23 protein-coding genes are annotated in these 24,545 nt (G+C 74.0%); 11 read left to right on the top strand and 12 right to left on the bottom strand.

Annotation, left to right across the window (positions count from 1 at the left end):
• The 3 genes from ABD324_RS02835 to ABD324_RS02845 all read left to right on the top strand — a co-directional run.
• A partial coding sequence (locus ABD324_RS02835; protein ID WP_344412006.1) for an integrase core domain-containing protein occupies nucleotides 1-449 on the top strand: 449 nt, incomplete at its 5' end.
• 134 nt (nucleotides 450-583) lie between these two features.
• Nucleotides 584-715, top strand: a complete 132-nt coding sequence (locus tag ABD324_RS02840; protein ID WP_344412008.1) for a hypothetical protein — start codon at nucleotides 584-586, stop codon at nucleotides 713-715.
• A 3-nt stretch (nucleotides 716-718) separates the two neighbouring features.
• The gene (locus ABD324_RS02845; protein WP_344412010.1) at nucleotides 719-1,492 is read left to right on the top strand and encodes an NADP-dependent oxidoreductase; all 774 of its coding nucleotides are present in this window, start codon (nucleotides 719-721) and stop codon (nucleotides 1,490-1,492) included.
• 16 nt (nucleotides 1,493-1,508) lie between these two features.
• Here the strand turns inward: ABD324_RS02845 and ABD324_RS02850 are convergent, their stop codons facing one another.
• Complete coding sequence (locus ABD324_RS02850; RefSeq protein ID WP_344412012.1) at nucleotides 1,509-2,153, bottom strand: carboxymuconolactone decarboxylase family protein; 645 nt, start codon at nucleotides 2,151-2,153, stop codon at nucleotides 1,509-1,511.
• Nucleotides 2,154-2,476: 323 nt separating this feature from the next.
• On the opposite strand from ABD324_RS02850, the gene ABD324_RS02855 reads away from it, so the two are divergent.
• Nucleotides 2,477-5,305 carry a hypothetical protein gene (locus ABD324_RS02855; protein ID WP_344412014.1) on the top strand — a complete coding sequence of 943 codons (2,829 nt, stop codon included), beginning with the start codon at nucleotides 2,477-2,479 and terminating at the stop codon, nucleotides 5,303-5,305.
• Here ABD324_RS02855 and ABD324_RS02860 read toward each other — a convergent pair.
• The 4 genes from ABD324_RS02860 to ABD324_RS02875 all read right to left on the bottom strand — a co-directional run bounded on the left by ABD324_RS02860 (nucleotide 5,248) and on the right by ABD324_RS02875 (nucleotide 10,957).
• A complete protein-coding gene (locus ABD324_RS02860; protein WP_344412016.1) occupies nucleotides 5,248-7,236 on the bottom strand; it encodes a potassium transporter Kup in 1,989 nt (662 codons plus the stop codon). The two genes, ABD324_RS02855 and ABD324_RS02860, sit on opposite strands and share 58 nt — an antisense overlap.
• Nucleotides 7,237-7,284: 48 nt before the next feature.
• Nucleotides 7,285-8,775 (bottom strand): flavin-containing monooxygenase, encoded by a 1,491-nt coding sequence (locus ABD324_RS02865; RefSeq protein WP_344412018.1) that lies wholly within the window; start codon nucleotides 8,773-8,775, stop codon nucleotides 7,285-7,287.
• The gene (locus ABD324_RS02870; RefSeq protein ID WP_344412020.1) at nucleotides 8,772-9,836 is read right to left on the bottom strand and encodes an FO synthase; all 1,065 of its coding nucleotides are present in this window, start codon (nucleotides 9,834-9,836) and stop codon (nucleotides 8,772-8,774) included. The genes ABD324_RS02865 and ABD324_RS02870 overlap by 4 nt, the downstream gene beginning before the upstream one ends.
• Nucleotides 9,837-9,955: 119 nt before the next feature.
• Complete coding sequence (locus ABD324_RS02875; RefSeq protein WP_344412022.1) at nucleotides 9,956-10,957, bottom strand: beta-ketoacyl-ACP synthase III; 1,002 nt, start codon at nucleotides 10,955-10,957, stop codon at nucleotides 9,956-9,958.
• A 132-nt stretch (nucleotides 10,958-11,089) separates the two neighbouring features.
• On the opposite strand from ABD324_RS02875, the gene ABD324_RS02880 reads away from it, so the two are divergent.
• Both ABD324_RS02880 and ABD324_RS02885 read left to right on the top strand, forming a co-directional pair.
• A complete protein-coding gene (locus ABD324_RS02880) occupies nucleotides 11,090-11,599 on the top strand; it encodes an SRPBCC family protein (protein WP_344412024.1) in 510 nt (169 codons plus the stop codon).
• Nucleotides 11,599-12,633, top strand: coding sequence for an LLM class flavin-dependent oxidoreductase (locus ABD324_RS02885; RefSeq protein WP_344412027.1), 1,035 nt, complete (start codon nucleotides 11,599-11,601; stop codon nucleotides 12,631-12,633). Before ABD324_RS02880 ends, ABD324_RS02885 begins: the two co-directional genes overlap by 1 nt.
• On the opposite strand, the gene ABD324_RS02890 is transcribed toward ABD324_RS02885, so the two are convergent.
• Together ABD324_RS02890 and ABD324_RS02895 are read right to left on the bottom strand one after the other, a co-directional pair.
• Complete coding sequence (locus tag ABD324_RS02890) at nucleotides 12,630-12,770, bottom strand: hypothetical protein (RefSeq protein WP_344412029.1); 141 nt, start codon at nucleotides 12,768-12,770, stop codon at nucleotides 12,630-12,632. The two genes, ABD324_RS02885 and ABD324_RS02890, sit on opposite strands and share 4 nt — an antisense overlap.
• Nucleotides 12,771-12,890: 120 nt before the next feature.
• Complete coding sequence (locus ABD324_RS02895) at nucleotides 12,891-13,946, bottom strand: methyltransferase domain-containing protein (protein ID WP_344412032.1); 1,056 nt, start codon at nucleotides 13,944-13,946, stop codon at nucleotides 12,891-12,893.
• A 75-nt stretch (nucleotides 13,947-14,021) separates the two neighbouring features.
• Between ABD324_RS02895 and ABD324_RS02900 the strand changes: the two genes are divergently transcribed.
• Complete coding sequence (locus ABD324_RS02900; protein ID WP_344412034.1) at nucleotides 14,022-14,846, top strand: ArsR/SmtB family transcription factor; 825 nt, start codon at nucleotides 14,022-14,024, stop codon at nucleotides 14,844-14,846.
• Nucleotides 14,847-14,967: 121 nt separating this feature from the next.
• Here the strand turns inward: ABD324_RS02900 and ABD324_RS02905 are convergent, their stop codons facing one another.
• Nucleotides 14,968-15,657 (bottom strand): DUF2848 domain-containing protein, encoded by a 690-nt coding sequence (locus tag ABD324_RS02905; protein ID WP_344412036.1) that lies wholly within the window; start codon nucleotides 15,655-15,657, stop codon nucleotides 14,968-14,970.
• A gap of 103 nt (nucleotides 15,658-15,760) precedes the next feature.
• Here ABD324_RS02905 and ABD324_RS02910 point away from each other — a divergent pair, with 103 nt between their 5' ends.
• Nucleotides 15,761-17,098, top strand: a complete 1,338-nt coding sequence (locus tag ABD324_RS02910; RefSeq protein WP_344412038.1) for an MFS transporter — start codon at nucleotides 15,761-15,763, stop codon at nucleotides 17,096-17,098.
• Here the strand turns inward: ABD324_RS02910 and ABD324_RS02915 are convergent.
• Entirely contained in the window at nucleotides 17,070-17,723 is a 654-nt protein-coding gene (locus tag ABD324_RS02915) for a GntR family transcriptional regulator (protein ID WP_344412041.1), read from the bottom strand. The genes ABD324_RS02910 and ABD324_RS02915 overlap by 29 nt on opposite strands.
• Nucleotides 17,724-17,772: 49 nt before the next feature.
• Between ABD324_RS02915 and ABD324_RS02920 the strand changes: the two genes are divergently transcribed.
• Nucleotides 17,773-18,561 carry a carbon-nitrogen hydrolase family protein gene (locus ABD324_RS02920; protein ID WP_344412043.1) on the top strand — a complete coding sequence of 263 codons (789 nt, stop codon included), beginning with the start codon at nucleotides 17,773-17,775 and terminating at the stop codon, nucleotides 18,559-18,561.
• Nucleotides 18,562-18,670: 109 nt separating this feature from the next.
• On the opposite strand, the gene ABD324_RS02925 is transcribed toward ABD324_RS02920, so the two are convergent.
• Nucleotides 18,671-19,969 (bottom strand): acyl-CoA dehydrogenase family protein, encoded by a 1,299-nt coding sequence (locus tag ABD324_RS02925; protein ID WP_344412046.1) that lies wholly within the window; start codon nucleotides 19,967-19,969, stop codon nucleotides 18,671-18,673.
• Nucleotides 19,970-20,095: 126 nt separating this feature from the next.
• Between ABD324_RS02925 and ABD324_RS02930 the strand changes: the two genes are divergently transcribed.
• Nucleotides 20,096-20,659 carry an Rv1733c family protein gene (locus tag ABD324_RS02930; RefSeq protein WP_425565738.1) on the top strand — a complete coding sequence of 188 codons (564 nt, stop codon included), beginning with the start codon at nucleotides 20,096-20,098 and terminating at the stop codon, nucleotides 20,657-20,659.
• A 198-nt stretch (nucleotides 20,660-20,857) separates the two neighbouring features.
• On the opposite strand, the gene dinB is transcribed toward ABD324_RS02930, so the two are convergent.
• Entirely contained in the window at nucleotides 20,858-22,072 is a 1,215-nt protein-coding gene (gene dinB, locus ABD324_RS02935; RefSeq protein ID WP_344413364.1) for a DNA polymerase IV, read from the bottom strand.
• An 82-nt stretch (nucleotides 22,073-22,154) separates the two neighbouring features.
• Nucleotides 22,155-23,624, bottom strand: a complete 1,470-nt coding sequence (locus ABD324_RS02940; RefSeq protein WP_344412051.1) for an aldehyde dehydrogenase — start codon at nucleotides 23,622-23,624, stop codon at nucleotides 22,155-22,157.
• A 135-nt stretch (nucleotides 23,625-23,759) separates the two neighbouring features.
• On the opposite strand from ABD324_RS02940, the gene ABD324_RS02945 reads away from it, so the two are divergent.
• Nucleotides 23,760-24,506, top strand: coding sequence for a dienelactone hydrolase family protein (locus ABD324_RS02945; protein WP_344412053.1), 747 nt, complete (start codon nucleotides 23,760-23,762; stop codon nucleotides 24,504-24,506).
• Nucleotides 24,507-24,545: the final 39 nt, after the last annotated feature.

Here is a 24,545-nt window from a genome sequence, read left to right on the forward strand (position 1 = left end):
AGACCTGCGGCAAGTGTGAACGCCTGCACGGCACCGCGAAGACCTTGCTCGCCCACCACTACCCTGCAGCGGCCGCCGACATGGTCGAGTTGCAGGCCCGCCTCGACGTCGTGCGCGCCCACTACAACCACACCCGCCGGCACAGCTCGATCGGGCGGCTCCCACCCCGACAAGCGTGGGACCGCGCCGGCGCCCATGGTGGGCCCGCTGACCTGCCTCGTCAGACCGACGCGACCGTGCACGTCCTGACCGTGGTCGCCAATGGCACTCTCACCCTGGGCAACCATGTTCTGTCCCTGGGCCGCGCGCTGGCCGGCACCACGGTCACCATCCTGCGCGCCGGGGATCATGTCACCGCCTACAACCCTGCCGGCAAGCCTCTCGGGCATCTCACGATCGACCCGGACGGGCCCCGCTACCAGGGCGCGTTCCGCGCCCCGGCAGCCTGACCCACAACCATCACGGTCATGCCCGATGTCATGAGACACATCGTTGACACATCAGATGAGACATGACAGTCGTCAGGACGACTATCGCCACTCACGGGAGGTATCGAGGGTCGGACGGGGTGCATGATCGGGGCATGCGGGCGTACGGGTTCACGGACATCGGCGGGCCGGAGAAGGAAGCGTTCCTGGAGGTCCCGGTGCCCGAGCCCGGTGCGGACGAGCTCCGGGTCCGGGTGCGGGTCGCGGGCGTCAACCCCGGGGACTAGCGGGTGCGGGAGGGCTCGTACGGGACCGTCGGGCAGGCGGTGCTGGGCCGTGAGGTGGCCGGGACGGTGACGGCGGTCGGCGAGGGCGTGACCGGGTTCGCCGTGGGCGACGAGGTGTTCGGAGGCTGTCCCGGCATGGTCGGCGGCTGGGCACCGGAGGCGATCGTCACGGCCTCCTTCTCCGCGCACCGGCCGGGCGAGGTCCGTCCCCGGGACGCCGCCGTGCTGCCCGTCGCGGCCGGGACGGCGTGGGACGCGCTGAACGAGCTGGACCTTCCCGAGGGCGCGACGCTGCTGGTCAACGGCGCGGGCGGGGGCGTCGGGATCCCCACCGTGCAGCTCGCCCGGGCGCGCGGGCTCCGCGTGGTCGGCACGGCGAGCCCTGCCAAGCACGCCGTGCTCGCCCGGTTCGGGGCGATCCCGGTGGCCTACGGCGACGGCGTCCTCGACCGGGTCCGCGCGGCCGCGCCCGACGGTGTCGACGCCGTCTTCGACATGGCGGGCGGGGAGGCGCTGCGGACCGTCGCCCCGCTCGTCGCCGATCCGGCGCGGCACCTGCGCTCGGTGTCCGACAAGGATCTGGTGGCGCAGCTCGGGGGCAGCAACGTCGCCCGGGACCGGAGCACCGCCGTGCTCGAGCAGCTCGCCCGGCTGGTGGCCGCCGGAGCGCTGGATCCCCTGGTCACGGACGTGCGTCCGTTCGACGACGCCCCCGCCGCCCTGCGTCTCGTGGAGGAGGGGCACAGCCTGGGGAAGGTCGTGATCGTGGTCGGGTGACGCCGGGCGGAGGACGTCAGCGGGTCGGGGGCAGGCCGGTGGTGGTCGGGTTGGCTGTGGACAGGCCGGTGGTGGACAGGCCGGTGGTGGACAGGCCGGTGGGGGGCGGAGCGGACGTCGGGAGGGGGAAGGCCTCGAGGTACTGCGCGTAGTCCGGTTCGACGTCGATCTGGAGCGTCCCGAGGATTCGCACCACGGCGTTGTAGAAGCTGACCACGATCACCAGGTCGACCAGCCGGGCACGACCCAGCGCGGCCTCCAGCGCCGTCCAGGTCTCCGGCGCCATCCGCTGGTCCGCGGTGACCTCGCGCGCGCCGCGCAGCACCGTGGACTCCAGATCGCCCAACGAGTGCGGCCGCCCCTCGGTCGCGGCGACGAGCGCCTCGATGTCGGAGTCCGTCACGCCGAAGTCGTGGCCGATCTTCACGTGGTGGCTCCACTCGTACGGACTCGCGTTGAGGTATCCGACCTGCAGGATCGCGAGCTCCCGCAGCCGTGGGTCGAGCTCGCACTCCCAGCGGATCCAGTGCCCCAGGCCGGAGAACCGGCGCAGGCCGTCCGGGGAGTTGGCCAGGGCGCGGTGCAGGTTGATCGGCCGCGCGAGCAGCGCGCGGTCGGACTCCGGGAGGTCGGACTCGTCCAGGTACGGGACCAGGGCCATGGTGCGGTGCCTTCTCTCGTGACGGCGGTGTCGCGGGGACGGTGGAGGCCTTCCCGATGCCATGGCTACGTCGTTTCCCTCAGTGCCGCAAGCATTTCACGATGTGAGAACCCCGCGATCGGAGTCGTGCACGGCACGGGCTCACGGGCCGGGGTGGCGGGGGACGTGTCGATCGACGACCGGATGGCCGTGCACCTGGCCGGCCGAGCCCGGCGGGTTCGGCCGAGCGGGGCGCGCCTGCGGCCGAACGGGTGGGGGCGCGTATCAGCGGAGGTCACCGCGGCGTCGACTCCCGTACACCGCCGAGAGTCCGGAGGCACCCCGTGCCCGAGCTGCCGCACGCCCTGGAGCTGCGCATCCACGGCGTCAACAACACGTCACCCGCGAGCATGCTCGAGCTGCCGGCCTCGGGCATCGAGCAGGTCGGCGGGGACGATCTCGGGAGCTTCTGGCGGCCCTCGGGGGACCCGCCGCCCGGGCCGGGCGAGGTCCCGGCGGGGATCCGGCGCGAGGCGTACTCGTGGGGTGGGCTGGCGCGGAACACGCTGGGGCCCAAGGCCTCCGGCATGGGTGCGTTCGCCGTGGCCGGTCGCGCAGCGGCCCGGGTGGGGTGGGCGTTGCTGCTGCCGTTCGGGCTGGTCAACCTCGCGTACTGGTCGCGGACGCTCGTCCCGGAGGAGGGTGACGCGAGCGCGGGCCGCGGCGCGGTCAGCCTCCGGATCTTCGGGCTGGGGCTCACGGTGCTGCTCGTGCAGACCGTCGCCGTGCTCGCGACGGACATGGTGGCCCGGCAGTGCTATGCCCCGGGCGTCGCCGCCGGATGCGGGGCGCTGCCCGGTCTCGTGGACGACGTGTTCGTGGGGCGGCCGTTCGCGGTCCGGCTGGCGGTCGCGGCCTGGCTGCCGATCGTCGTCGTCCTGGGGCTGTGGGCTCTGTCGACACTGACCCGCAACCGGTACGAGGCGTCCGGCGCCGAGGTCACGGGGGATCCGGAGCCGAAACCCCGCGCCCCGCTGCTGTCGAACCGCGGCTTCTGGACGGGCAGCAAGCTGGTCCGGGGGACGGCGCGGCTGCACCTCGCCGCCGGGGCGGTCGTGGTCGCGGTCCTGTGTGCCGCCCCCGTCGTCGGAGCCGGATCGGGGGCCGGGGCGCCCTTCGGATGGGCGATCGTGGCGGTCGTGCTCGCCTTCGGGGCCGGGATCGCGGTGCTGGTCACCGCGTGCCGCGCGGCGGGGGATGCGCCGGACGTCGCGTCCCGCGAGCGCGGCGCCGGGCGGACGGGATCGACGGGCCGGGGCGAGAACGCCCGGGACCGGGTGGGCCTCGCGGCGCTGGGCCTGGCGGGGGCGGCCTTCGCCCTGACGCAGGCGGTCCTGTGGTTCGGGCAGCCGGTGCTCGCGGAGGACCGGATGCTGCTGCTCTCGGGCATCGGCCCGGCGTGGACGGCCGCGGTGCTGGTGGCGCTCGCCCTGTCCGGGCTGGCATGGCGGACCCAGACGTGGCGGAGGTGGCCGCTGGTCTGGGCCGGCCTGCTGGCGCTGAGCCTGGTGCTCACGAAGCTGCCCGGGACCGGTGGCCGGGCCGCGGCGATCTCCGTGGGGGTGGTCCTGCTGGTGGGCCTGGGCAGGCTCGTCCGCGAGGTCCGCGCGGCGAAGGACCAGGCGCAGTACTGGGCCTGGCGCGGGATGGGGCCGGGAGTGCTGATGGGCACCGCGACGGTGACCGCGCTGGCGGTGTCCGCGCTGCTGGTGCTCGCGAGCGGGGACTTCCTCAACGGGGGGAGGGGCGCCGCGATGCTGGTGTCGTCCGATCCCCGCTCCGGTGGCATGCAGGTTCCCGCGGTCTACCTGGCGTTCGGGGCCGCGGCGCTGGTGGCGCTGCTCGTGCTCCTGGGGCTGGCCCTGGTCGCCTTCCTGCGGACAGACGTGCGGGCCCCCGATCCCGGGGCGCCCGGCGAGGGCACGGTGGCCGGCGAGGGCACGGTGGTCGGCGAGGGCACGGTGGCCGGGCCACGGCCGGGTGGGTCGGGGATCCCGACCGGGGCGAGCATGACGCGGCGGCTGGCCCGCTTCCGGCGGGGCGCGGCGTTCGCGCACCGGGCCGAGCCGCTCGTGGGGGTGCTGGCGTTCACCGGGCTGGCCGCCGCGCTCGGCGCCGTGGTGGCGGCGGGGCTCGGCTGGGCACCGTGGGAGGACGGCGGGGTCGCGCGCTGGTTCGCCGACCGCAGCGCGGTGGCGCTCGCCGCTGCGGGGCTCGCCGCGGTGCTGGGACTGGCCGGGGGCGCGGTCACCGGCGGGACGCGACCGCTCGGGCTGGTCTGGGACCTCATGTGCTTCCTGCCGCGGGCCGGGCACCCCTTCGCCCCGCCCTGCTACGCCGAGCGGGCGGTGCCGGAGATCGTCAGCAGGTCGCTGTGGTGGTTGGACCGCGCTGACGGGAGCGCTGACGGGAGCGCTGACGGGAGCGCTGACGGGAGCGCTGACGGGAGCGCTGACGGGAGCGCTGACGGGAGCGCTGACGGGAGCGCTGACGGGAGCGCTGACGGCGAGCGCCGGGCCACCGGGGACCGGCGGCTCGTGCTCAGCGCCCACAGCCTCGGGGCGAGCCTCGCCGTCGCCGCGCTGATGCAGCTGGACTCCGCGCGTCCCGCCGAACCCGGGCGCCCGGCCCGGCGCACGGACCGCACCCGGCTCCTGACCTACGGCTCCCAGCTGCGGCCCTACTTCGGCCGGATCTTCCCGGAGCTGTTCGGCTCACCGGTGCTCGGGACGCCGCCCTGCCGCGGGGCGGGACTGTTCAGCGCGGACCCGTGGGCCGCGGAGAAGCGGGGCCCGGTAGCCGAGCCGCCGCGGACCGGCACCGGTTCGGTGCGGGAGCTGGTGGGGCGCACGGGATGGCGGAGCCTGTGGCGGCCGACGGACTACCTCGGGTTCCCGGTCCACGGCTATGCAGCGGACGAGATCGACGGTCGGGCCGAGGAGCTCGACACGACGGGCTACCTGCCGCAGGTCGCGACCCACAGCGGCTACCCGCGGACCCTCGCGTACGCCGCCGACCTGGACTGGCTCACCCGCCCGTCGGAACCCGAGGTCCGTCACAGCTCGATGCGGGACCCCATCACGACGGTGCGCTCCAACGGCAGCTTGAAGTAGGTCGCGGGGCTCGCCGAGTTGTGCGAGAGGGCGATGAACAGCCGCTTGCGCCAGGAGCGCATGCCGGGCCGGTCGCAGCGCTCGATCGTCATGCGGGACACGAAGTACGAGGCGGACTCCGCGTCGACGTCGAGCTCCGGGTGCAGCCCCCGCGCCTGGGCGACGACGGCGGGGATGTCCTGCACGTCCTGGAAGCCGAACCGCGCGGTGACGTGCACGATGCCGTCGGCGGGATCGCCGAGGTCGTCGACGGTCAGCCGGTCGCCGGGCGGGACGTGCGGCACCTCCTCGGACAGCATCGACACGATCACCACCCGCTCGTGCAGGACGTGGTTGAACTCGACGTTGGCGCGCAGGGCGAGCGGCGCGGTGGCGTTCGTCGGGTGCGGGAACACGGCCGTGCCCGGCACCCGGTCGATCCCGGATCCGCGGAGCTCGTCGACGAACTCCCGCAGTGCGCCCTCGCGGTCGATCCGCCGGGCCGTGATGATCCGCCGGCCGCGCTGCCAGGTGGTCATCACCACCACGACACAGAGCGCGATGAGCAGCGGCAGCCAGCCGCCGTGGGCGATCTTGGTGAGGTTCGCGGCGAAGAACAGCAGCTCCAGCCCGCCGAGCACCACGCCGAGCAGGATCACCTTCCACCAGGCCCAGCCCCACGACGTCCGGGCCAGCAGCAGGAGCAGGCTCGTGGTGAGCAGCAGGGTGCCGGTGACCGCGAGCCCGTAGGCCGTGGCGAGCTTGTCCGACGAGCGGAACGCGACCATCAGCACGAGCACACCGGCGAAGAGCAGCCAGTTCACCATCGGCAGGTAGATCTGGCCGCTCTCGTGCGACGAGGTGTGCCTGACGGTGAGCCGCGGCAGGTAGCCCAGCCGCATCGCCTGGCGGGACACCGAGAACGCCCCGGAGATGACGGCCTGCGAGGCGATCACCGTGGCGAAGGTCGCGAGCACGACCAGCGGCAGCTGCGCCCAGCCGGGCGCGAGCCGGTAGAACGGGCTGTCGATGGCGCGCGGGTCGTTCAGCAGCAGCGCGGCCTGGCCGAGGTAGTTCAGGATGAGCGCGGGGAAGGCCAGCGCGAACCACGCCACCCGGATCGGCCGCCGTCCGAAGTGGCCCATGTCGGCGTACAGCGCCTCGGCCCCGGTGATCACCAGGACCACGGCGCCCATCGCCAGGAACGCCGTGTAGGGGCGGTCCCCGATGAACCAGAACGCGTAGGTGGGCGACAGGCCCGCGAGCACGCCCGGCCGCTCGACGATGTGCGGGATGCCGAGTGCCGCCAGGACCAGGAACCACAGCACCATGACGGGCCCGAACAGCCGTCCGACGCGGTGGGTCCCCCAGCGCTGCACCAGGAACAGCACGGCGAGGATGGCGATGCCGATGGGCAGCACCACGTCGGCCAGCTCCGGGCGGGCCACCTCGATGCCCTCGACGGCCGAGAGCACGGAGATCGCCGGGGTGATCAGGGAGTCGCCGTAGAACAGCGACGCGCCGAGCACGCCGAGGGTGAGCACCACGGCCGCGCGGCGCGCCGTCTTCCCGCCGATGCTGCGGACGAGCGCGGCGAGCGCCATGATCCCGCCCTCGCCGTCGTTGTCCGCCCGCATCACGAAGGTCACGTACTTCACCGAGACGACGAGCGTGATGGACCAGAAGATCAGCGACACGATGCCGTAGACGTCGCCCGGGGTCGGCTTGACCGCGTTGTCGTCGATGGCGAAGACCGTCTGCATCGCGTACAGCGGGCTCGTCCCGATGTCGCCGAACACGACCCCGAGCGCGCCCAGGGCCAGCCCGAGGAGGCCGCCGCTGTGGGCCGCCGGATGGTGCGGGTTGCCCTGCCCGCGCTCCGGGGCCGGCGCGGGGGTCGCCGCGGCGTCCGCCTCCTGCGTGGGGGCGGCGGCGGGTCGATCTTCGTCCACGTCGCACAGTCTGCCCACCCGGAGGGCTCCGTGGGCGCCCGGCCGCGCCTAGTGTCCGAAAGGAGACGGATCGAAGCGGCCGTTGCGCTCCCGGAAGGAGCCGGCGGTGCCCGGCCACAGCAGCGTGAGCCGGCCGCTGCGGGGATCGACGTACCAGCTGCGGCAGCCACCGCGAAGCCAGACGGTGTCCCGGCTGCGGGCGTCGATCTCGGCGGTGTACCCGGCCTCGGCGGCCCGGGAGACCTCGAGTGGCTCCGCGGACCGGGCAAGATGGTCCAGTGCGCCCTCCACGTAGCCGATCTGCGTCTCGATCATGTGGACGGCCGAGTTGTGACCGAGGCTGGCGTTGGGGCCGTCGAGCACGAACAGGTTCGGGAAGCCGTGGACGACGGTGGAGGCGTACGCCGTCATGCCCGCGGACCAGTGCTCCGCCAGCAGGCCGGTGCGCCCCACCACCCGCTGGGCGAAGGGCGGGTCGGTCGAACGGAAACCGGTGGCGACCACCAGGGCGTCGACGTCGTGACGGGCGCCGGAGCCCGCGACCGCCTTGCCGCCCTCGATCGCGGTGAGCGCGCTCGGCTCGAGGGTGACGTTCTCCCTGGCCAGGGCCGGATAGAGGTCGTCGGAGAGCAGCACGCGCTTGCAGCCGATCTCGTAGTCCGGGGTGAGCAGCGCCCGCAGCCGGGGATCGGGGACCTGCGCGGCGAGGTGGTGCTCCGCGGTGTCGCGCAGCCGGTCGATGTCCGGGTGGCGGCCGAGGCGCTGCGGGAAGTTGCGCTCGGCGTCGGCGAACATCCCGTCCCGGACGCGCGCGGCGTGGGCCGGGTCGGCGAGCTCGCGGAGCTCCTCGGGGCTGTAGGCGCGGTCGTTGCGCGGCACGACCCAGGGCGCGCTGCGCTGGAAGACGACCAGCTGCGAGGCCCGCTCGGCCAGACCGGGGATCACCTGGGCGGCCGAGGCCCCGGTGCCGACGACGCCGACGCGGCCGGTCAGGTCGGCCCCGGGATCCCAGCGGGAGGTGTGGAACACGGGCCCGGGGAACGACTCGAGCCCGGGCAGCTCCGGCATGCGCGGCTCGGAGAGCCGGCCGGCCGCCATCACGAGCACGCGGGCCCGCCAGGTGCCCGCACCCGTCGTGATCCGCCAGCGGTCGCCCTCCCACCGGGCCTCGTGCATGTCCGCGCCGAACCGCAGGTGGGGGAGCAGCCCCTCGGCCCGGGCCGCCTCCCGTAGGTACTCCTGGATCTCGGAGCCCGGCGCGAACACCCGGGACCAGTCCGGGCGGGGCCGGAACGAGAACGAGTACAGGTGCGACGGGATGTCGCACGCCACGCCCGGGTAGGTGTTGTCCCGCCAGGTGCCGCCGACCTCCGCGGCCCGCTCCAGCAGCACGAACGACTCGCGGCCGCGGCGGGCCAGCCGGATGCCCATGCCGAGCCCGGCGAAACCGGCGCCGACGATCGCCACGTCGATGTCCGTCACGCCGCCGTCCGTCAGGTCGCCGGCCGCCGTGTGACCGTCCGTGGTGGGAGCGGTCACCGCGCGGGGACGTCGTAGAGCGTGGTGCGCTGCCGCACGGTGCGGCCCAGTGCCGCGGCGGTGGCGTCGATCTCCGTGCGGGTGAGCTCCAGCCCCTCCTCGGGGCCCGCGCCGGGCAGCAGGCGGCCGTCGAGCAGCAGCCCGCCGACGTCGTCCGCCCCGCCGGCCAGCACCGTGCGGGTGAGCTCGGGGCCGAGCTTGGGCCAGGCCGCCTGGACGTGGTCGATGCGACCGTGCAGCAGCAGCCGGGCGACGGCGTGCACCGCCCGGACCTCGCGCTCGTCCGCGCCGCGGATCCGGCCGGCGAGGTGCGGGGGAGTCGTGTCGGGGGTCATGGGCATGGCGATGAACTCGCTGAACCCGCCGGTGCGGTCCTGGATCGCGGCCAGCGTGCGCAGGTGGGCGACGACCTGGGCGGGCGACTCGAGGTGGCCGTGGATGATCGTGGACGTCGACCGCAGGCCCGCCGCGTGGGCGGCCTCGATCAGCGCGACCCACTCGGCGACGGGCAGGTCGGGCCCGCCGAGCAGGGTGGTGCGCAGCTCGTCGTCGAGTATCTTGGCGCCGGTGCCCGGGACCGAGCCGAGGCCCGCCTCGCGCAGCGCCGCCAGGTGCTCGGCGACGCCCAGGCCGGCACGGCGGGCGCCGTCGGCGATCTCGGCGGGGCGGAAGGCGTGCAGGTGCAGGGGCGCCCGCCCGGTGATCCGGGCGACGAGGGCGCGGTAGCCGTCGTCGGGAGCCTCGGCGGGCAGCGGGCCCTGCAGGCAGATCTCGGTGGCCCCCAGGGCGCGGGCCTCGTCGACCAGCGCGTCGACCAGGTCCTCCGCACCGGGGCGGCCGGCCACGGCGGTGTCGAGGTTCCGGTTGGCGACGAAGGTCAGTCCGTCCCCGAGGGTGTCCCGGCGGACCGAGTCGGCGAGCGTGGTGAGCGCGCGGAGGTCCGCGCCGTCGGCGCCGAGGAGGGCCTCGTAGTCGGCGTCGGAGAGACCGGCGGGAGCGGCCTCGGCGCGACCGAGCGGGCCGGCGAGGGACGACCGGGAGGGGGCTTGCGGGGCGGGCACGGCTCCAAACTAACCCGAGATCGGCCGGACGCGGACCCCGTGTGGCGCGAGATCCGTCCCAGGAGCGCGCCGACGAGCTCGGGCCCACCGCGCGACGGCCGGAGCTCGTCGGCACCCACCTACGGGAGCGACGGCCAGGTCAGCGCCGCGGCACCCCACGTCGACCCGCCGCCGAAGGCGGCCAGGACGACCTTGTCCCCGGCGCGCAGGAAGCCGTGCTCCGCCGCGTCGCTCAGCGCGATGGGGATGGAGGCGGCGGCGGTGTTGCCGACCTTGTCCAGGTTGACGACGAGCTTGTCCGCGGGCAGCCCCAGGCGGTGGGCGACCGCGTCGAGGATCCGGCGGTTCGCCTGGTGCCCGACGAACCGGTCCACGTCCGCGACCTGCCAGCCGACCTGGGCGAGGACCTCCTGGCTGGACCGGGTCATCCGGTCCACCGCCTGCCGGTAGACGGCCTGGCCCTGCATGGTGAACCAGGTGTTGTCCGACTCCGGGTCCCGGGAGCCGCCGCCGGGGACGATGATCAGCTCCTCCTCGCCGCCGTCGCTGCCCAGGGTGAGGGCGTGCACGGCGTCCGCCTCGTCGGGGCCGCCGGCGCGCAGCACCATGGCGCCCGCGCCGTCGCCGAACAGGAAGGCGGTCCGCCGGTCCGTCGGGTCGATGATCGTGGAGAACGTGTCCGCCGCGACGAGCAGGACCGAGCGGGCCGCGCCGCCGCGGATCATCCCGGCCGCGGAGTGCAGGCCGTAGAGGAAACCCGAGCACACGGCGTTGACGTCGAACGCGGGGATGGTGCCGAGCCCGAGCCGGGCCGCGACCAGCGGCGCCGTGGCCGGACAGCTGCGGTCCGGCGTGGTGGTCGCCACGATGACCAGGTCGACCGCGCCGTCCCCGCCGGCCTGCACGTCCGACTTGAGCGCCTGCGCACCGGCCTCCGCGGCGAGGTCCGAGGTCGCCGTGCCGGGGTCGACGTGCCGCCGGGTGACGATGCCGCTGCGGCTGCGGATCCACTCGTCCGACGTGTCGAGCGAGGCCGCCAGGTCGTCGTTCGTGACGACCCTGGGCGGCAGGGCGTGCCCGAGGCCGGTGATGCGGACGGTGGGGCGGTCGGCGGGATCCATGGGTAAGCGGTACCCGTTCGGTGTCGGAGGGTGAGCGACAGGGCCCGACCAGTGTCGCCTCCCGGCCGTCGCGGCCACAACCGGGTACCCCTCACGTTGACAGGTGGGTCTCCCTCCGAAACCCTGGCTCGCATGGAGTGGACCGGAGCGAGGTACGCCGACGGCCCGACCGTCGAGGTCTCCACCTGGGTCGATGCGCCCCCGGCGGCCGTCTGGCCCGCGGTCGTCGACGTGGTGGCCATGCCCTCCCAGAGCCCGGAGGTCGTGCAGGTCGAATGGCTCGATAGCGGCCGACCCGAGGTGGGTGCGCGGTTCCGCGGCCACAGCCGGCACGACGCGCTCGGATCGTGGTCGACCGTGTCCGAGGTCGTCGAGTGCGAGGAGCCCGCCCGGTTCGCCTGGGCGGTCGAGGGTCCGGACGGCGACGCGAGCGCCACCTGGCGCTTCTCCCTCGCCGTGGAGGACGGCGGCACACGGCTGAGCGAATGGGTCCGGCTCGGTCCGGGGCGCTCGGGGCTGAGCCTCGCGATCGAACGGATGCCGGACCGGGAACAGAAGATCGTCTTCGTGCGGCTGCGCGAGTTCGAGACGAACATGACCGGCACCCTCGAGGCGATCCGCAGGCGGGTCGAGGGCGCCTGATGCGCACCGCGACGACGGTCGAGGCGTCCGGTGGGGCGGCGGGGACCGTCGAGTTCGTGGTGGAGGCCGAGAAGCTGGGTCTCGACGTCACGTGGGTCGCCGAGGCCTGGGGTGCGGACGCGGTGTCCGTGCTCGGCCATCTCGCCGCGCGCACGGACCGGATGCTCCTCGGCTCGGGCGTGCTCCAGGTCGGCACCCGCACCCCCGTCGCGCTCGCCCAGATCGCCGCCACCCTCGCGGACCTCTCCGACGGCCGGTTCCTCCTCGGGCTCGGGCCCTCCGGCCCGCAGGTGATCGAGGGCCTCCACGGGGTGCCGTTCGCCCGGCCCCTGACCCGGGTGCGGGAGACGGTGGAGGTGGTGCGGCAGGCGCTCGCGGGGGAGAAGGTCGCCCACGCGGGCCGGACCGTCGCGATCCCGCTGCCGGGCGGGGACGGGCGTCCGATGCGGCTCTCCACCCGGCCCGTGGACGTCCCCGTCTACCTGGCCGCCCTCGCGCCGGGGATGCTCGAGCTCACCGGCCGGGTGGCCGACGGCTGGCTGGGCACCAGCTTCGTGCCCGAGGGTGCGGCGGCCTACTTCGACCCGCTCGACGCCGGTCTCGCCGCGGCCGGGCGCACGCGGGCGGACCTGGACGTGTGCCAGGGGGCGGAGGTGGCGTTCGCCGCGGACGAGGACGAGCTGCGCCGGATGGTCGCGGGGCGGCGCGGCGAGCTGGCGTTCAGCCTCGGCGGCATGGGATCGGCCACCACGAACTTCTACAGCGCGGCCTACGGCCGGCAGGGCTGGGCGGAGGTCGCGGCGCAGGTCCGCGAGCGGTGGCGCGCGGGGGACCGGGCCGGCGCGGCCGACCTCGTCACGGACGAGATGGTGCTCGCCACGACGCTGATCGGCACCGAGGCGATGGTGCGGGAGCGGCTGCGGGTGTGGCGGGCCGCCGGTGTGGACACCGTGCGCCTCTACCCGGCGGGCGAGACGCTCGGTGCGCGGCTCGACACCCTGGGACGGGCGATCGAGCTGGTGCGGGGGGCCTAGAGGTTCAGCCGCTCCCGATGGACGGGCTCGGCCAGGGCGCGCACGACCGCCCAGAGCTGCTCCTCGTCGGGCTCGCGCGGCCCGTCCGCGGGGGCCGCGGCGGTCCGCTCCGGGGCCACGTCGGCGATGTCGTCCATGACGCACCTCCCTTGGTCGTCGCTTCGACGCGTACCCGGTGACGAGGCGGCGCGGGCCGTTCCCGATACCGGATCGCCCGAACGGACGCCGCGAATCCCCCTTCCGTGGGGTGACGGCGGTCAGGCGGGCCGGGCGGCCGAATAGAGCAGGCTGAGTGCCTGGCCGGGCGCGGGACGGTCCGAGACGGCGGTGAAACCGGCCTCGCCGAGCATCGCGGTGGCGAGCTCGCGGCCCCAGGCGGCACCCAGGCCGGCGCCGCCCTCGGCGAGCGAGACGGTCATGCAGTGCAGCGTGCTGATCGTGTAGATCCAGGGTGCGAACGGGTTCCCGACGTTCTGCGCCACGTCCGACGACGCCGCCATGTCCAGCATGACGAACCGTCCACCGGGCACCAGCGCATCGTGGATCCCGCGCAGCATCGCGGCCGGGTCGGCCTGGTCGTGCACCGAGTCGAAGGCGAACGCGACGTCGAACGGCCGGTCCGGGCGGAACGCGGCGGCGTCCGCGGCCTCGAACCGGACGTTGGGCAGGCCTGCTGCCTCCGCACGGGCCCGGGCCAGTGCCTCCTCGGCGATGTCGTAGCCGACGAACTCGCTGGCCGGGAACGCGCGGCCGAGGACGACGAGGGCGTGCCCGGTGCCGCACCCGACGTCCGCGACCCGGACGCCTCCGGTGAGCTGCTCGGGGAGGCCGTCGATCAGCGGCAGCCACGCGTCGACCAGCAGCTCGTCGAGGGGGCGGCGGTTGAGGCCGTCCATCACGCCGGTGAAGTCCGGGGCGAAGTCCTCGTACGGCAGCCCGCCGCCCTCCCGGAAGGCGCGAACGATGCCGTCGAGGTTGCGGCCCATGAGCGGCACCATGCCGGCCATCGGTGCCAGGTTCCTCGCCCCGCCGCCGGTCAGCCCCGGGACGTGCGCCGGGGGCAGTGCGTAGCGATCGCCGTCGAGGGTCATGAGCTCGCCGGTGACCATGGCGCCCAGCCACTCCCGCACGTAGCGCTCCTGCAGGCCCGCCCGCTCGGCCAGCTCGGCGGACGTGGCCGGGCCCTGCGCGACGGCCTCGAACAACCCGGTCCGGTGGCCGACGTCGATCATCAGGGTGAGGCCGGCCGCCGTGTAGAGGTCGAAGAGGCGCCGGGAGAAGGCGCGCACGGCCTTCCGGTCGGGTTCGCTCATGGCCCTGATCCTGCAACCCCGCGCACGACGGTTCGAGCGTTGACACGTGACCATTTGGTCACCTATCTTTCGGGCATGCCGGAGGACGACGGGTCCGCGAGCGTCTTCAGGGCGCTCGCCGACCCGACCCGTCGGCTCCTGCTCGACCGGCTGTTGGCCCGTGACGGCCAGACGTCGACCGAGCTGGAGGCGGAGCTGGAGATGACGCGGTTCGGCGTCATGAAGCACCTCAGGGTGCTGGAGGAGGCCGGTCTGGTCGTGTCCCGCAAGCAGGGGCGTGAGCGGCGGCACTTCCTCAACCCGGTGCCCATCCGGCTGGTCCACGACCGGTGGATCGGCAAGTACACCGAGCACCGCGTCGCGGCGCTCGCGGATCTCAAGGCGGCACTGGAGGCACCCATGAACGACACGGCCACGGCCACCACGCAGGTCTTCCGCGTCCACATCAAGGCGACGCCGGAGCAGGTGTGGCAGGCGATCACCTCGCCGGAGTGGACGCAGCGCTACGGCTACCGCACGGTCTCCGAGTACGACCTGCGCCCGGGCGGGACCTTCCGTGCGCTGGCCAACGAGGGCATGAAGGCGATGGGGGCCGCGGACGTCGTCGTCGAGGGGGAGGTGCTCGAGGTCGACGCGCCGCACCGGCTCGTCCAGACCTGGCGGATGCTCTTCGAACCCGGCCAGGCCGCCGAACCGCTGACCCGGATCACCTGGGAGATCGAGGACCTGCCCGGCGGGCTCGTGCGGCTCACCGTGGTGCACGACGTCGAGGGCGCGCCGCTGCACGCCGCGCTCGTCTCGGGGGAGACGCTACAGGGTGGCGGTGGCTGGCCGTACATCCTGTCGGACCTGAAGTCGCTGCTCGAGACGGGGACCGCATACATGTCCGAGCCGGTGTAGGCCCGCCCGGCCCGCCCGGCCCGCCCGGCCCGCCCGGCCCGCCCGGCCCGCCCGGCGCGTCCGGTCGCTCGGGTGGCGCCGGGCGGGCGTGTCGCCGAGCCGGTCCCGGAGAGCCGCCCGCTCAGCCGATCGGCTCCGGGAGCCGGTCCACGGAGTAGGACAGACCGAGCGCGCGGCCGGTCGCCGGGTCCGCGAGCTCGACCCGCCAGCCCTCGGCGAACTGGTCGACGCCGGGCCTCATCGCGACCGTGCCGGACAGCAGGACGGTGCCGGGCTCGAGCCAGCCGCGCTCGCGCAGCAGGTCGAGCCAGTACGCGGGGGTGAGCAGGGCGGCCAGCGTGGCGTCCTGGATCAGGGTCTCGCCCGCCCCGTGGCGCACCCACGCGCGCAGGGTGATCGCGTCGAGCCGGTCGGCGATCTCGGTGAGCCGCCACGCCTCGCCGCCCAGCACGTCGAGCCCGGCGTTCTTGCTCCAGGCCACGCCGTGGACCTCGAGGTCCCGGTCGGTGTGGTCGCAGGCCACGGTGAGCAGCGGGTCCACGACGTCGTCGCCGATCACGAGCGCCCACTCGGCCTCGCCGGAGGTCCGCCCGTGCTGGGCGGGGACGCGGCCGGTCTGCACGGCGAGGTACGGCGCGATCGGGTAGAGGGCGGGGACCACCGCCGGCGCCGGGACGCCGAGCTCGGCCAGCTCGGCGACGTGTGCGGCGACCTCCTCCTGGGCGCGGCCGGCATACCCGGCGTTGAACACGCGCCGGACGGCGATCCGGCGGACCTCGCCGCCGGGAAGGGTGAGAACGAGCTCCGACACGGGTACTCCTGTCCATATTTTCGTTCCTCGGGCTTGCGCATGCCGAGTGTATACAGCAAGTATATTGGGAGTCCAGGCAGTCGGAACGACCCGAGGAGACGCGATGAGTACCGGCCAGCCCTCGTCCGCACCACCGGTGGACCGGCGTTCACTGGTGAAGGCCTTCGCCGCGAGCCTGTCCGGCACCTCGCTGGAGTGGTACGACTTCGCGGTCTACTCGGCGGCCGCGGCGCTCGTGCTGCCGCAGCTGTTCTTCCCGAACTCGGACCCGCTCACCGGCGCGCTGCTCGCCTTCTCCACCTACGCCGTCGGCTACGTGTCACGACCCCTGGGCGGGATCGTGTTCGGCCGCCTCGGTGACGTGATCGGCCGCAAACAGGTCCTGGTCGTCACGCTGCTGCTGATCGGCGCGGCCACGTTCCTCATCGGCCTGCTGCCGACCTACGGCACCATCGGGGTGGCCGCCCCGGTCATCCTGGTGCTGCTGCGGTTCGCCCAGGGCGTGGGCGTCGGCGGCGAGTGGGGTGGCGCGGTCCTGCTGTCGTCGGAGTTCGGCGACCCGCGCAGGCGCGGGTTCTGGTCCTCGGCGGCCCAGGTCGGGCCGCCCGCCGGCAACCTGCTGTCCAACGGTGTGCTCGCCGTGCTGACCGCGGTGCTCTCCGAGGAGGCCTTCCTGTCGTGGGGCTGGCGGGTCGCGTTCCTGCTCTCGGCCGTGCTCATCGCGTTCGGGCTGTGGATCCGGCTCAAGCTCGAGGACACGCCCGTGTTCAAGGCCATCGCGGAGAAGGGCGACCGGCCGTCCGCGCCGGTCACCGAGGTGTTCCGGCACGAGTTCCGCGGGCTGCTCGCGGCCGTGCTCGCCCGCATCGGGCCCGACGTGCTGTACGCGCTGTTCACCGTGTTCGTCCTCGCCTACGGCACGACGCACGGCTACTCGCGCGCCGAGGTCCTCACCGCCACCCTGATCGGCGCGGCCCTGCAGCTGCCGCTCATGCCGCTCGCCGGCGCGCTCACCGACCGGATCAACCGGCGGCTGCTGTACGGGATCGCGGCGGTCGGCGCGATCGTCTGGACCTTCGTGTTCTTCCCGATGATCGCCGGGCGCTCGGTGGGCCTGCTGATCCTCGGGGTGGTCGTCGGCCTGGTGTTCCACTCGCTCATGTACGGGCCGCAGGCGGCCTTCGTGATCGAGCAGTTCGGGCCGCGGCTGCGCTACACCGGCAGCTCGCTGGCCTACACGATCGCCGGCCTGTTCGGCGGTGCGGTCGCACCGCTCGCGTTCACGGCGCTCAACGGGGCCTACGGCTGGGTCGCCGTGGCCGTCTACGTCGGGGTCGCCTGCGTGGTGACGGTCGTGGGCCTGTTCGTGGGGCGGGACCCCGACCTCGCCGAGGACGAGGCCTACCTCGGGCTCACGCCTCGAGAAGCACCCGCAAGGTGAGGTCCAGGTGCTCGTCGATGGCCGCGAGGGACGCCGGCTCGTCGCCGTCCCGGAGGGCGTCGACGATCCGGGCGTGCTCGGCGCAGACCGCCTGCTGCCGGGCGGCCGAGCCGTCGACCGCCGCCACGCCCAGGCGGCGCTGTCGCACCCGCAGGCCCGCGTAGGTGCGCGAGGCGAGGCTGTTCCCGGCCGCGTCGACGAGTGCCTGGTGGAACTCCATGTCCCGGTCGATGAAGGCGGTGGCGTCCGTGCCGGAACGGGCGAGGGCGGCCTGTTCGGTGAGGATCTCGCCCAGCAGGACGAAGGGCGCGACACCCTCGGCGAGCCCCCGGCTCGCCGCGTGCCGCTCCAGCACCCCGCGCAGCTCCATCAGCTCACGGATCTGCCGGCCCGTCAGGGGCGGGACGTACGCGCCGCGGCCGGGGAGCATCTCGACGAGCCCGTCCGCCACCAGGAGCAGGAGCGCCTCGCGGACCGGCGTGCGGGAGACGCCGATCCGCACGGCGAGCTCGCCCTCGTTCAGGAACGTCCCCTGGACCGCGGGATCCGCCAGCACGGTCTCGCGCAGGTAGAGCAGGGCCCGGTCGCGGCCCGAGCTCCGCCCGGGCTCGCGCGCACTCGTCATACGCTACGTATACAGCAACCCTCAGCCCGACCACCGCAGGAGGAGCCCGGTGCGGATCGCCCTGGCCCAGATCGTGTCCACACCGTCGCCGGCGGAGAACCTCGAGCTCGTCTCGGCGCAGGTGACGGCGGCCGCCGCCGACGGGGCGCGCGTCGTCGTGTTCCCGGAGGCCACGATGTGCTGCTTCGGGGTGCGGCTCGGCCCGGTCGCCGAACCGCTCGACGGCCCGTGGGCCACCGGCGTCCGGGAGATCGCGGCGGACGCCGGGCTGACCGTCGTCGCCGGCATGTTCACCCCGGACCCGGACGGCCGGGTGCGCAACACGCTGCTCGCCACGGGCGGCGGGGTCGAGGCGCACTACGACAAGATCCACCTGTTCGACGCCTTCGGGTTCGCCGAGTCCGACACCGTGGCCCCCGGGTCGGAGATCGCGACGATCACGGTCGACGGCGTGACCGTGGGCCTCGCGACCTGCTACGACCTGCGCTTCCCGGGCCTGTTCCAGAAGCTCGGCGACGCCGGGGCGCGGCTGGTCCTCACGCCGGCGTCCTGGGGCGCGGGGCCCGGCAAGCGGGAGCAGTGGGACCTGCTCGTGCGCGCCCGGGCGCTGGACTCGACCTGCGTGGTGGCGGCCTGCGACCAGGCCGACCCGACCACGGTCGGCCGGGAGCGCGGCAGGGCGCCCACCGGGATCGGCGCGAGCCTCGTGGCGAGCCCCTTCGGCGCGATCGTGGCGCAGCTGGGGGAGGAGCCCGGGCTGCTGGTCACGGACGTCGACCTCGACGGGGTCGACGCCGCCCGGCGGGCGATCCCGGTGCTGGCGAACCGCCGCTTCTGAGCGCCGCCCCGATCGCCGGCCCCCGATCGCCGGCCCCGATCGTCAGCCTTGATCGTCGGCCCGCTCGGAGCCGGTCGGGTCCGTTCGGCGGCGTGCCGGACGGCCGCCGTCAGTCGTTCGCCGTGGCCAGCTCCAGGTACTGCGCGAACTTCTCCCGCGCCGCCGCGGTGCGGGTGGGCACGTGCTCCGAGGGCACCTCGTGGGGCTCGTAGCCGCGCAGGATCCGCCGGGCGAGGGTGGCCTTGTGCACCTCGTCCGGGCCGTCGTAGATGCGGGCGGCACGGGCCGCGCGGTACATCTGTTCGAGCGGGAGGTCGCCGGAGAAGCCCAGCGAGCCGTGGACCTGGATCGCCCGGTCGATCACGTCGTGGAGCACCCGGGCACCCCAGAACTTGATCATCGCGATCTCGTTGCGCGCGTTGGCCGCGCCGACCCGGTCCATGGTCCAGGCGGCCTGCAGGGTGAGCAGGCGGGCGGCCTGCATCTCCGCGGCCGAGGTGGCCACCCAGTCCTGGACCATCTGCTTGTCGGCCAGCACGGAGCCGTGCGAGTACCGCGACACCGCCCGCTCGCACAGCATGTCGAAGGCCCGCTTCGACTGACCCAGCCAGCGCATCGCGTGGTGGATGCGGCCCGGGCCGAGGCGCTGCTGCGCCAGCCTGAAGCCGTCGCCGGGGTTGCCCACCAGGTTCGCCCTCGGCACGCGCACGTTCTCGTAGAGGATCTCCGCGTGCCCGCCCTCGAGCTGCGGGGTGACGGACGAGTGGTCCATCACGGGGATGTCGCGGACGATGGTCACCCCGGGGGTGTCGACCGGGACGATGATCATCGACGAACCCTGGTACGGGCTCACGTCGGGATCGGTCACGGCCATGACGATCAGGAAGTCCGCCCGGCCGGCGTTCGACGAGAACCACTTGTGCCCGTTGATCACGTACTCCGCACCGTCGCCGGTGCCCTCGAGGACCGCGCGGGTGGTGAGCAGCGTCGGGTCCGCGCCCGCGCCGGGCTCGGTCATCGAGAAGCTGGAGCGGATCTCGCCGCGCAGCAGCGGGTGCATCCACTGCTCCTTCTGCTCCGGCGAGCCGCCGATCGCCAGCAGCTCCGCGTTGCCGGAGTCCGGCGCCTGGTTGCCGAAGATGCCCGGGGCGAAGCGGCACGCGCCGAGGATCTCGTGCATGAGCCCGAGCTTGACCTGGCCGAACCCGCTGCCGCCGAGGTCCGGCGGCAGGTGCGCGGCCCACAGGCCCTGCTCCTTGACCCGCTCCTTGAGCGGTGCGGTGATCCGGGCGAACTGGTCAGGATCGAGATCCAGGGTCTCCAGCGGGTAGATCTCCTCCCGGACGAACTCCCGCATCCAGTCGAGCTTCGTGTCGAACTCGGGTTCGGTGGAGAAGTCCCACGCCATCGTTCGTCCCTCCTCGGATCGTGCCGCGCTGCCGTCGTCACGGACCCTAGTTGATGCAGGTGCTTCAGGACAGGGTTGGTGACGAGCCCGGTAACGGCGGGGGTGGGGCCGGACGAGTCCCCGCCCGTGGACGAGCGACACCCCTCCCCGCGCACCACCCGACGGCGAACCGATCGCCTCGAGGATCTGGTGGCCGTGTTCCTCTGTGCCGTCGGCGTGCTCGTCGTGGTCCTGGCGGCGATCGGCGGGGTCGCCGCGAACGGCGCCGTCGTGGACCGGGCCGGTCGCGAGTCGAGCGAGCGCGTGCGGGTCCAGGCCCTGGTCACGGCGCTCGAGGGAACGGCCGCCGGCGCCGGAGCGGGCACCCGCCGCGCCGAGGTCACCTGGACCGCTCCCGACGGCACCCCCCGCGCCGGCCGCCTCTCGGTGCCTGTGGCCGCCGTGGCCGGCTCCGAGGTGGTCGTCTGGCTCGACCGGGACGGCAGGCAGGCGTCCGCCCCCACCTCCCCCTACGCCGGGCTCCTCGTCGGAGTGGTCGTGGCCGCGGCCGGGGCCGTGATCGGGATCATGCTGCTGCTCGGGGTGTGGCAGCTCGTGCGCCGCGCCACCGGTCGGAGCAACGCCCGGGCCTGGGAAGCGGGCTGGGCCGAGGTCGAGCCGCACTGGTCCGGTCGCACCACGACCAGCTGAATCCGCCGTCGTCGCGTCACCCGTCCGAATCGTTCACCCGCTCGCAACGAGATCGACGGGTGACCCCTCGGCCGCAGGCTCGTTGGACCCGGTGTCGGGCCGGCGGGAACTGGGGAGCCCCCCGCCGGCTCGGCAGATCCCTCTCCGGGGCCCGTGGGTTCCGGAGAGGCCCCGTTTCCGGGGTCTCCGCCGAACCGCTCAGCCGTCCGGCAGGATCGGCACCTCCATGCCCTGGTCCTTGCCGAGGCGGGCCGCCCGGGTGACCGACTCCGCGCCGAACCTGCTGCGCAGCGAGTCGAGGGTGCGGTCCAGCTCCGGTCCGCTGGTGGGGCCGAACGGCAGGGCGAGCTGCATGCCCTCGTCGGCGTCGAGGTTCGTCAGCGAGATCCCGATCAGCGTGAGCCCGCGGTCGAGGATCATCGTGAGCGCCTCGCGGAGCAGGTGGCGGGCCGCGTCGAGCAGGGTCGGCGTGTGGTCCGTGGCGCGGGCCAGGGTGTGCGAGCGGGTGGCGCGGGTGTAGTCGCCGAAGCGCAGCCGCAGCACGACCGTGCGGCAGGTGCGTTCCGCCCCGCGCAGCCGTTTGCCGAGCCGGTCGACGATCCCGGCCAGGATGACGTCCATCTCCTCCGGCGTGCGGTAGCGGCGGCCGAGCGCCCGCTGGGAGCCGATCGACCGCCGTCGCACCCCGGTCTCGACGACCCGGGGGTCCCGGTTGTGGGCCAGCGCGTGCAGGTGGCGCCCGGAGCCGCGGCCGAGCAGTGACTCGAGGTAGGGCTCGCCCAGGCCGGCCACCTCCCCGACGGTGCGGATCCCCGTGGCGTGCAGCTTCGCCGCCGTGACCTTGCCGACGCCCCACAGCCGCTCGACCGGGAGCGGATGGAGGAACGCGAGCTCGCCGCCGGGTGGCACCTCCAGCAGCCCGTCCGGCTTGGCGACCCCCGAGGCGACCTTGGCGAGGAACTTCGTGCAGGCCACGCCCACGGTGATCGGCAGGCCGACCTCGGCCAGCACCTGCTCGCGGAGCCGCTGCGCGATCGCCGTGGGGGCGCCTGCGATCCGCCAGAGGCCGCCGACGTCGAGGAACGCCTCGTCGATCGAGACGGCCTCGACCACCGGCGTGGTGTCCCGGAAGACCGCGAACACGTCCTTGCTGGCCTGGGTGTACGCCCCGAACCGGGGCGGGACGACGATCGCGCGGGGGCACAGGGCCCGCGCCTGCCGCCCGCCCATCGCGGTGCGCACGCCGAAGGCCTTCGCCTCGTAGCTGGCCGCGAGCACCACGCCGCCGCCGACGATGACCGGACGCCCGCGCAGCCGCGGCGCGTCGCGCTGTTCGACGGACGCGTAGAAGGAGTCGAGGTCGGCGTGCAGGATGCTCGCCTCGGCGCGCGACCGGATTCGGGACACGAACAGATGTTCGCATCGAGCACCGACAAAAACGACCCTCGTGAGTGGCGATCGTCGCCGGAGCGGTGATCGCCACTCACGGGGTCGGTCAACCCAGGGTGAACGGATCCCGGGTGCCCCCGCCCAGCTCGACCCAGACGGCCTTGGTCTCCAGGTACTCGTCCACGGCCGCGGCGCCGTTCTCGCGGCCCAGGCCGGACTGGCCGTAGCCGCCGAAGGGGACGCTCGGGGCCACCACGCGGTAGGCGTTGATCCACACCGAGCCCGCCCGGATCTTCGCGGCGACGCGGTGCGCGCGGTGCACGTCCTTCGTCCACACCGCGCCGGCCAGGCCGTACGGGGTGTCGTTCGCGAGCGTCACCGCCTCCGCCTCGTCCGTGAACGTGTAGGCGGACAGGACAGGACCGAAGACCTCCTCGCGCACGATCGTCGACTCCGGCCCGACGCCCGTCAGCACGGTCGGCTTCACGAAGTACCCGCCGAGCGACTCCTCGGCCGCCCCGCCGTACGCGACCGTCGCGCCCTCCGCGCGGGCGGTCTCCAGATAGCCCAGCACCTTCTCGTACTGCGGGCCGTTCGCGACCGGGCCCATCTCGGTGTCCGGGTCGTTGGGGTCGCCGAGCCTGATCGTCGCCGCGCGCTCGGCGACCAGCCGGACCAGCTCGTCGTGCACCGACTCGTGGACGATCAGCCGGGAGCCGGCCATGCAGGTCTGCCCGGTCGCCGCGAACACGCCCGCGATCAGGCCGTTGGCGGCGGCCTGCAGGTCCGCGTCCTCGAACACGACCTGCGGAGACTTCCCGCCGAGCTCGAGGGTGACCTTGTTCAGGTTCTCGGCCGCGGCGTGCGCGACGGCCCGGCCGGTGGCCGTCGATCCCGTGAACGCCACCTTGTCGACGCCCGGGTGCCCGGCCAGGTGCGCCCCGACCTCGCGGGACAGGCCGGTCACCACGTTGACCACGCCCGGCGGGAACCCGGCCTGCGCGATCAGCTCGGCGAACCCGAGGGTCGACGCCGGCGCGTGCTCCGACGGCTTGACGACGAGTGTGCAGCCGGCCGCCAGCGCGGGCGCCACCTTCCACGTCATCAGCAGCAGCGGCGAGTTCCACGGCGTGATCGCCGCGACCACCCCGACCGGCTCACGGCGGGTGTAGACGAGGTAGTTCGGGTTGGGCGTCGGGATCTGGCGGCCCTCGGTCGTCGCCGCCAGGCCCGCGTAGTAGTGGTACCAGCCGCCGAGGCCCGTGAGCTGGCCGATCATCTCCCGGTAGAGCTTGCCGGAGTCCTCGACCTCGAGCCGGGCGAGCCGCTCCGCGTTCTCGCCGATGAGGTCTCCGAGCCGGCGCAGCAGGGCGGCGCGGGCGAAGCCGGTGGTGGCGCCCCACTCGCCGTCGAGTGCGGCGCGGGCGGCGGCCACCGCGGCGTCGACGTCCTCGGTCCCGCCGTCCGGGATCGTCGCCCAGGGCCGCCCGGTGTAGGGGTTCTCCGACTCGAAGGTCGCCCCCGAGGCGGCGTCGACCGCTTCGCCCCCGATGAGCATCCGGAACCGTTCCGTCATGGTCCGTCCCCTCCGTCCGCATCGACTCTGGTCCAGGTCCGCGCAGGTCCGAGCCTAGGGTGCCCCGCCCTTCCGGGTGGGACGGAACAGGTGTAGGCAATGACCGGAAGTGATCACTCGCGAAGGGGGAAGCCCGTGGGGTACGACGCAGTGCTGGCCGAGACCGTGGGGATCCGCGGGGCGGGCGGGGACCTCGTCGAGGCCTACACCGCCCGCCCGATGGCGCCGGGGCCGCGCGGCGGGGTCGTCGTCGTCCATCACCTGCCCGGCTACGACCGCGAGAACAAGGAGTTCGTGCGCCGCTTCGCGGTCATGGGGTACGACGCGATCTGCGTGAACCTCTACAGCCGCGAGGCCCCCGGCCTGCCGCCCGCGGAGGCGGCGAAGGTGTCCCGGGAGGCCGGCTGGGTGCCCGACGAGCGGTTCGCCGGGGACGCCTCGGGCGCGGCGCGGTGGCTCCGCGACCTGCCCACCTCGAACGGCAAGGTCGGGCTGATCGGCCACTGTTCCGGCGGCCGGCAGTCGATCCTGGCCGCGGCGGAGGTGGACGTCGACGCGGTCGTGGACTGCTACGGCGGGTTCGTCGTGGAGGACCCGCCGGAGGGCCTGCCGAAGCCGATGGTGCCGCTGCGGCACCGGATCCCGGACATCACCGCTCCGGTGCTGGGCCTGTTCGGCAACGACGACGCCCATCCGTCGCCGGCGCACGTCGACGAGCTCGAGAAGCTGTTGCAGGACAACGGGAAGACCTACGAGTTCCACCGCTACGACGGGGCCGGGCACTCGTTCTTCTCCGTCGACAGACCGGCCTACCGGGTCGAGGCGGCGCTCGACGGCTGGGAACGCATCGAGACGTGGTTCGGGACGCATCTGTCCGGCTGACGTATCGGAGCACCGCGGCCCGTGCTCCTTCCATCGGTG

It is taken from the genome of Pseudonocardia ailaonensis (assembly GCF_039531635.1).
In the GTDB taxonomy this organism is placed as follows: domain Bacteria; phylum Actinomycetota; class Actinomycetes; order Mycobacteriales; family Pseudonocardiaceae; genus Pseudonocardia; species Pseudonocardia ailaonensis.

Excerpts from the sequence above, each read along its gene's own strand:
- ABD324_RS02840 (WP_344412008.1), top strand. The coding sequence starts at position 584 with ATGCGGGCGTACGGGTTCACGGACATCGGCGGGCCGGAGAAGGAAGCG.
- ABD324_RS02850 (WP_344412012.1), bottom strand. The coding sequence starts at position 2,153 with ATGGCCCTGGTCCCGTACCTGGACGAGTCCGACCTCCCGGAGTCCGAC.
- ABD324_RS02875 (WP_344412022.1), bottom strand. The coding sequence starts at position 10,957 with ATGGATCCCGCCGACCGCCCCACCGTCCGCATCACCGGCCTCGGGCAC.
- ABD324_RS02880 (WP_344412024.1), top strand. The coding sequence starts at position 11,090 with ATGGAGTGGACCGGAGCGAGGTACGCCGACGGCCCGACCGTCGAGGTC.
- ABD324_RS02885 (WP_344412027.1), top strand. The coding sequence starts at position 11,599 with ATGCGCACCGCGACGACGGTCGAGGCGTCCGGTGGGGCGGCGGGGACC.
- ABD324_RS02890 (WP_344412029.1), bottom strand. The coding sequence starts at position 12,770 with ATGGACGACATCGCCGACGTGGCCCCGGAGCGGACCGCCGCGGCCCCC.
- ABD324_RS02895 (WP_344412032.1), bottom strand. The coding sequence starts at position 13,946 with ATGAGCGAACCCGACCGGAAGGCCGTGCGCGCCTTCTCCCGGCGCCTC.
- ABD324_RS02900 (WP_344412034.1), top strand. The coding sequence starts at position 14,022 with ATGCCGGAGGACGACGGGTCCGCGAGCGTCTTCAGGGCGCTCGCCGAC.
- ABD324_RS02910 (WP_344412038.1), top strand. The coding sequence starts at position 15,761 with ATGAGTACCGGCCAGCCCTCGTCCGCACCACCGGTGGACCGGCGTTCA.
- ABD324_RS02915 (WP_344412041.1), bottom strand. The coding sequence starts at position 17,723 with ATGACGAGTGCGCGCGAGCCCGGGCGGAGCTCGGGCCGCGACCGGGCC.
- ABD324_RS02925 (WP_344412046.1), bottom strand. The coding sequence starts at position 19,969 with ATGGCGTGGGACTTCTCCACCGAACCCGAGTTCGACACGAAGCTCGAC.
- ABD324_RS02940 (WP_344412051.1), bottom strand. The coding sequence starts at position 23,624 with ATGACGGAACGGTTCCGGATGCTCATCGGGGGCGAAGCGGTCGACGCC.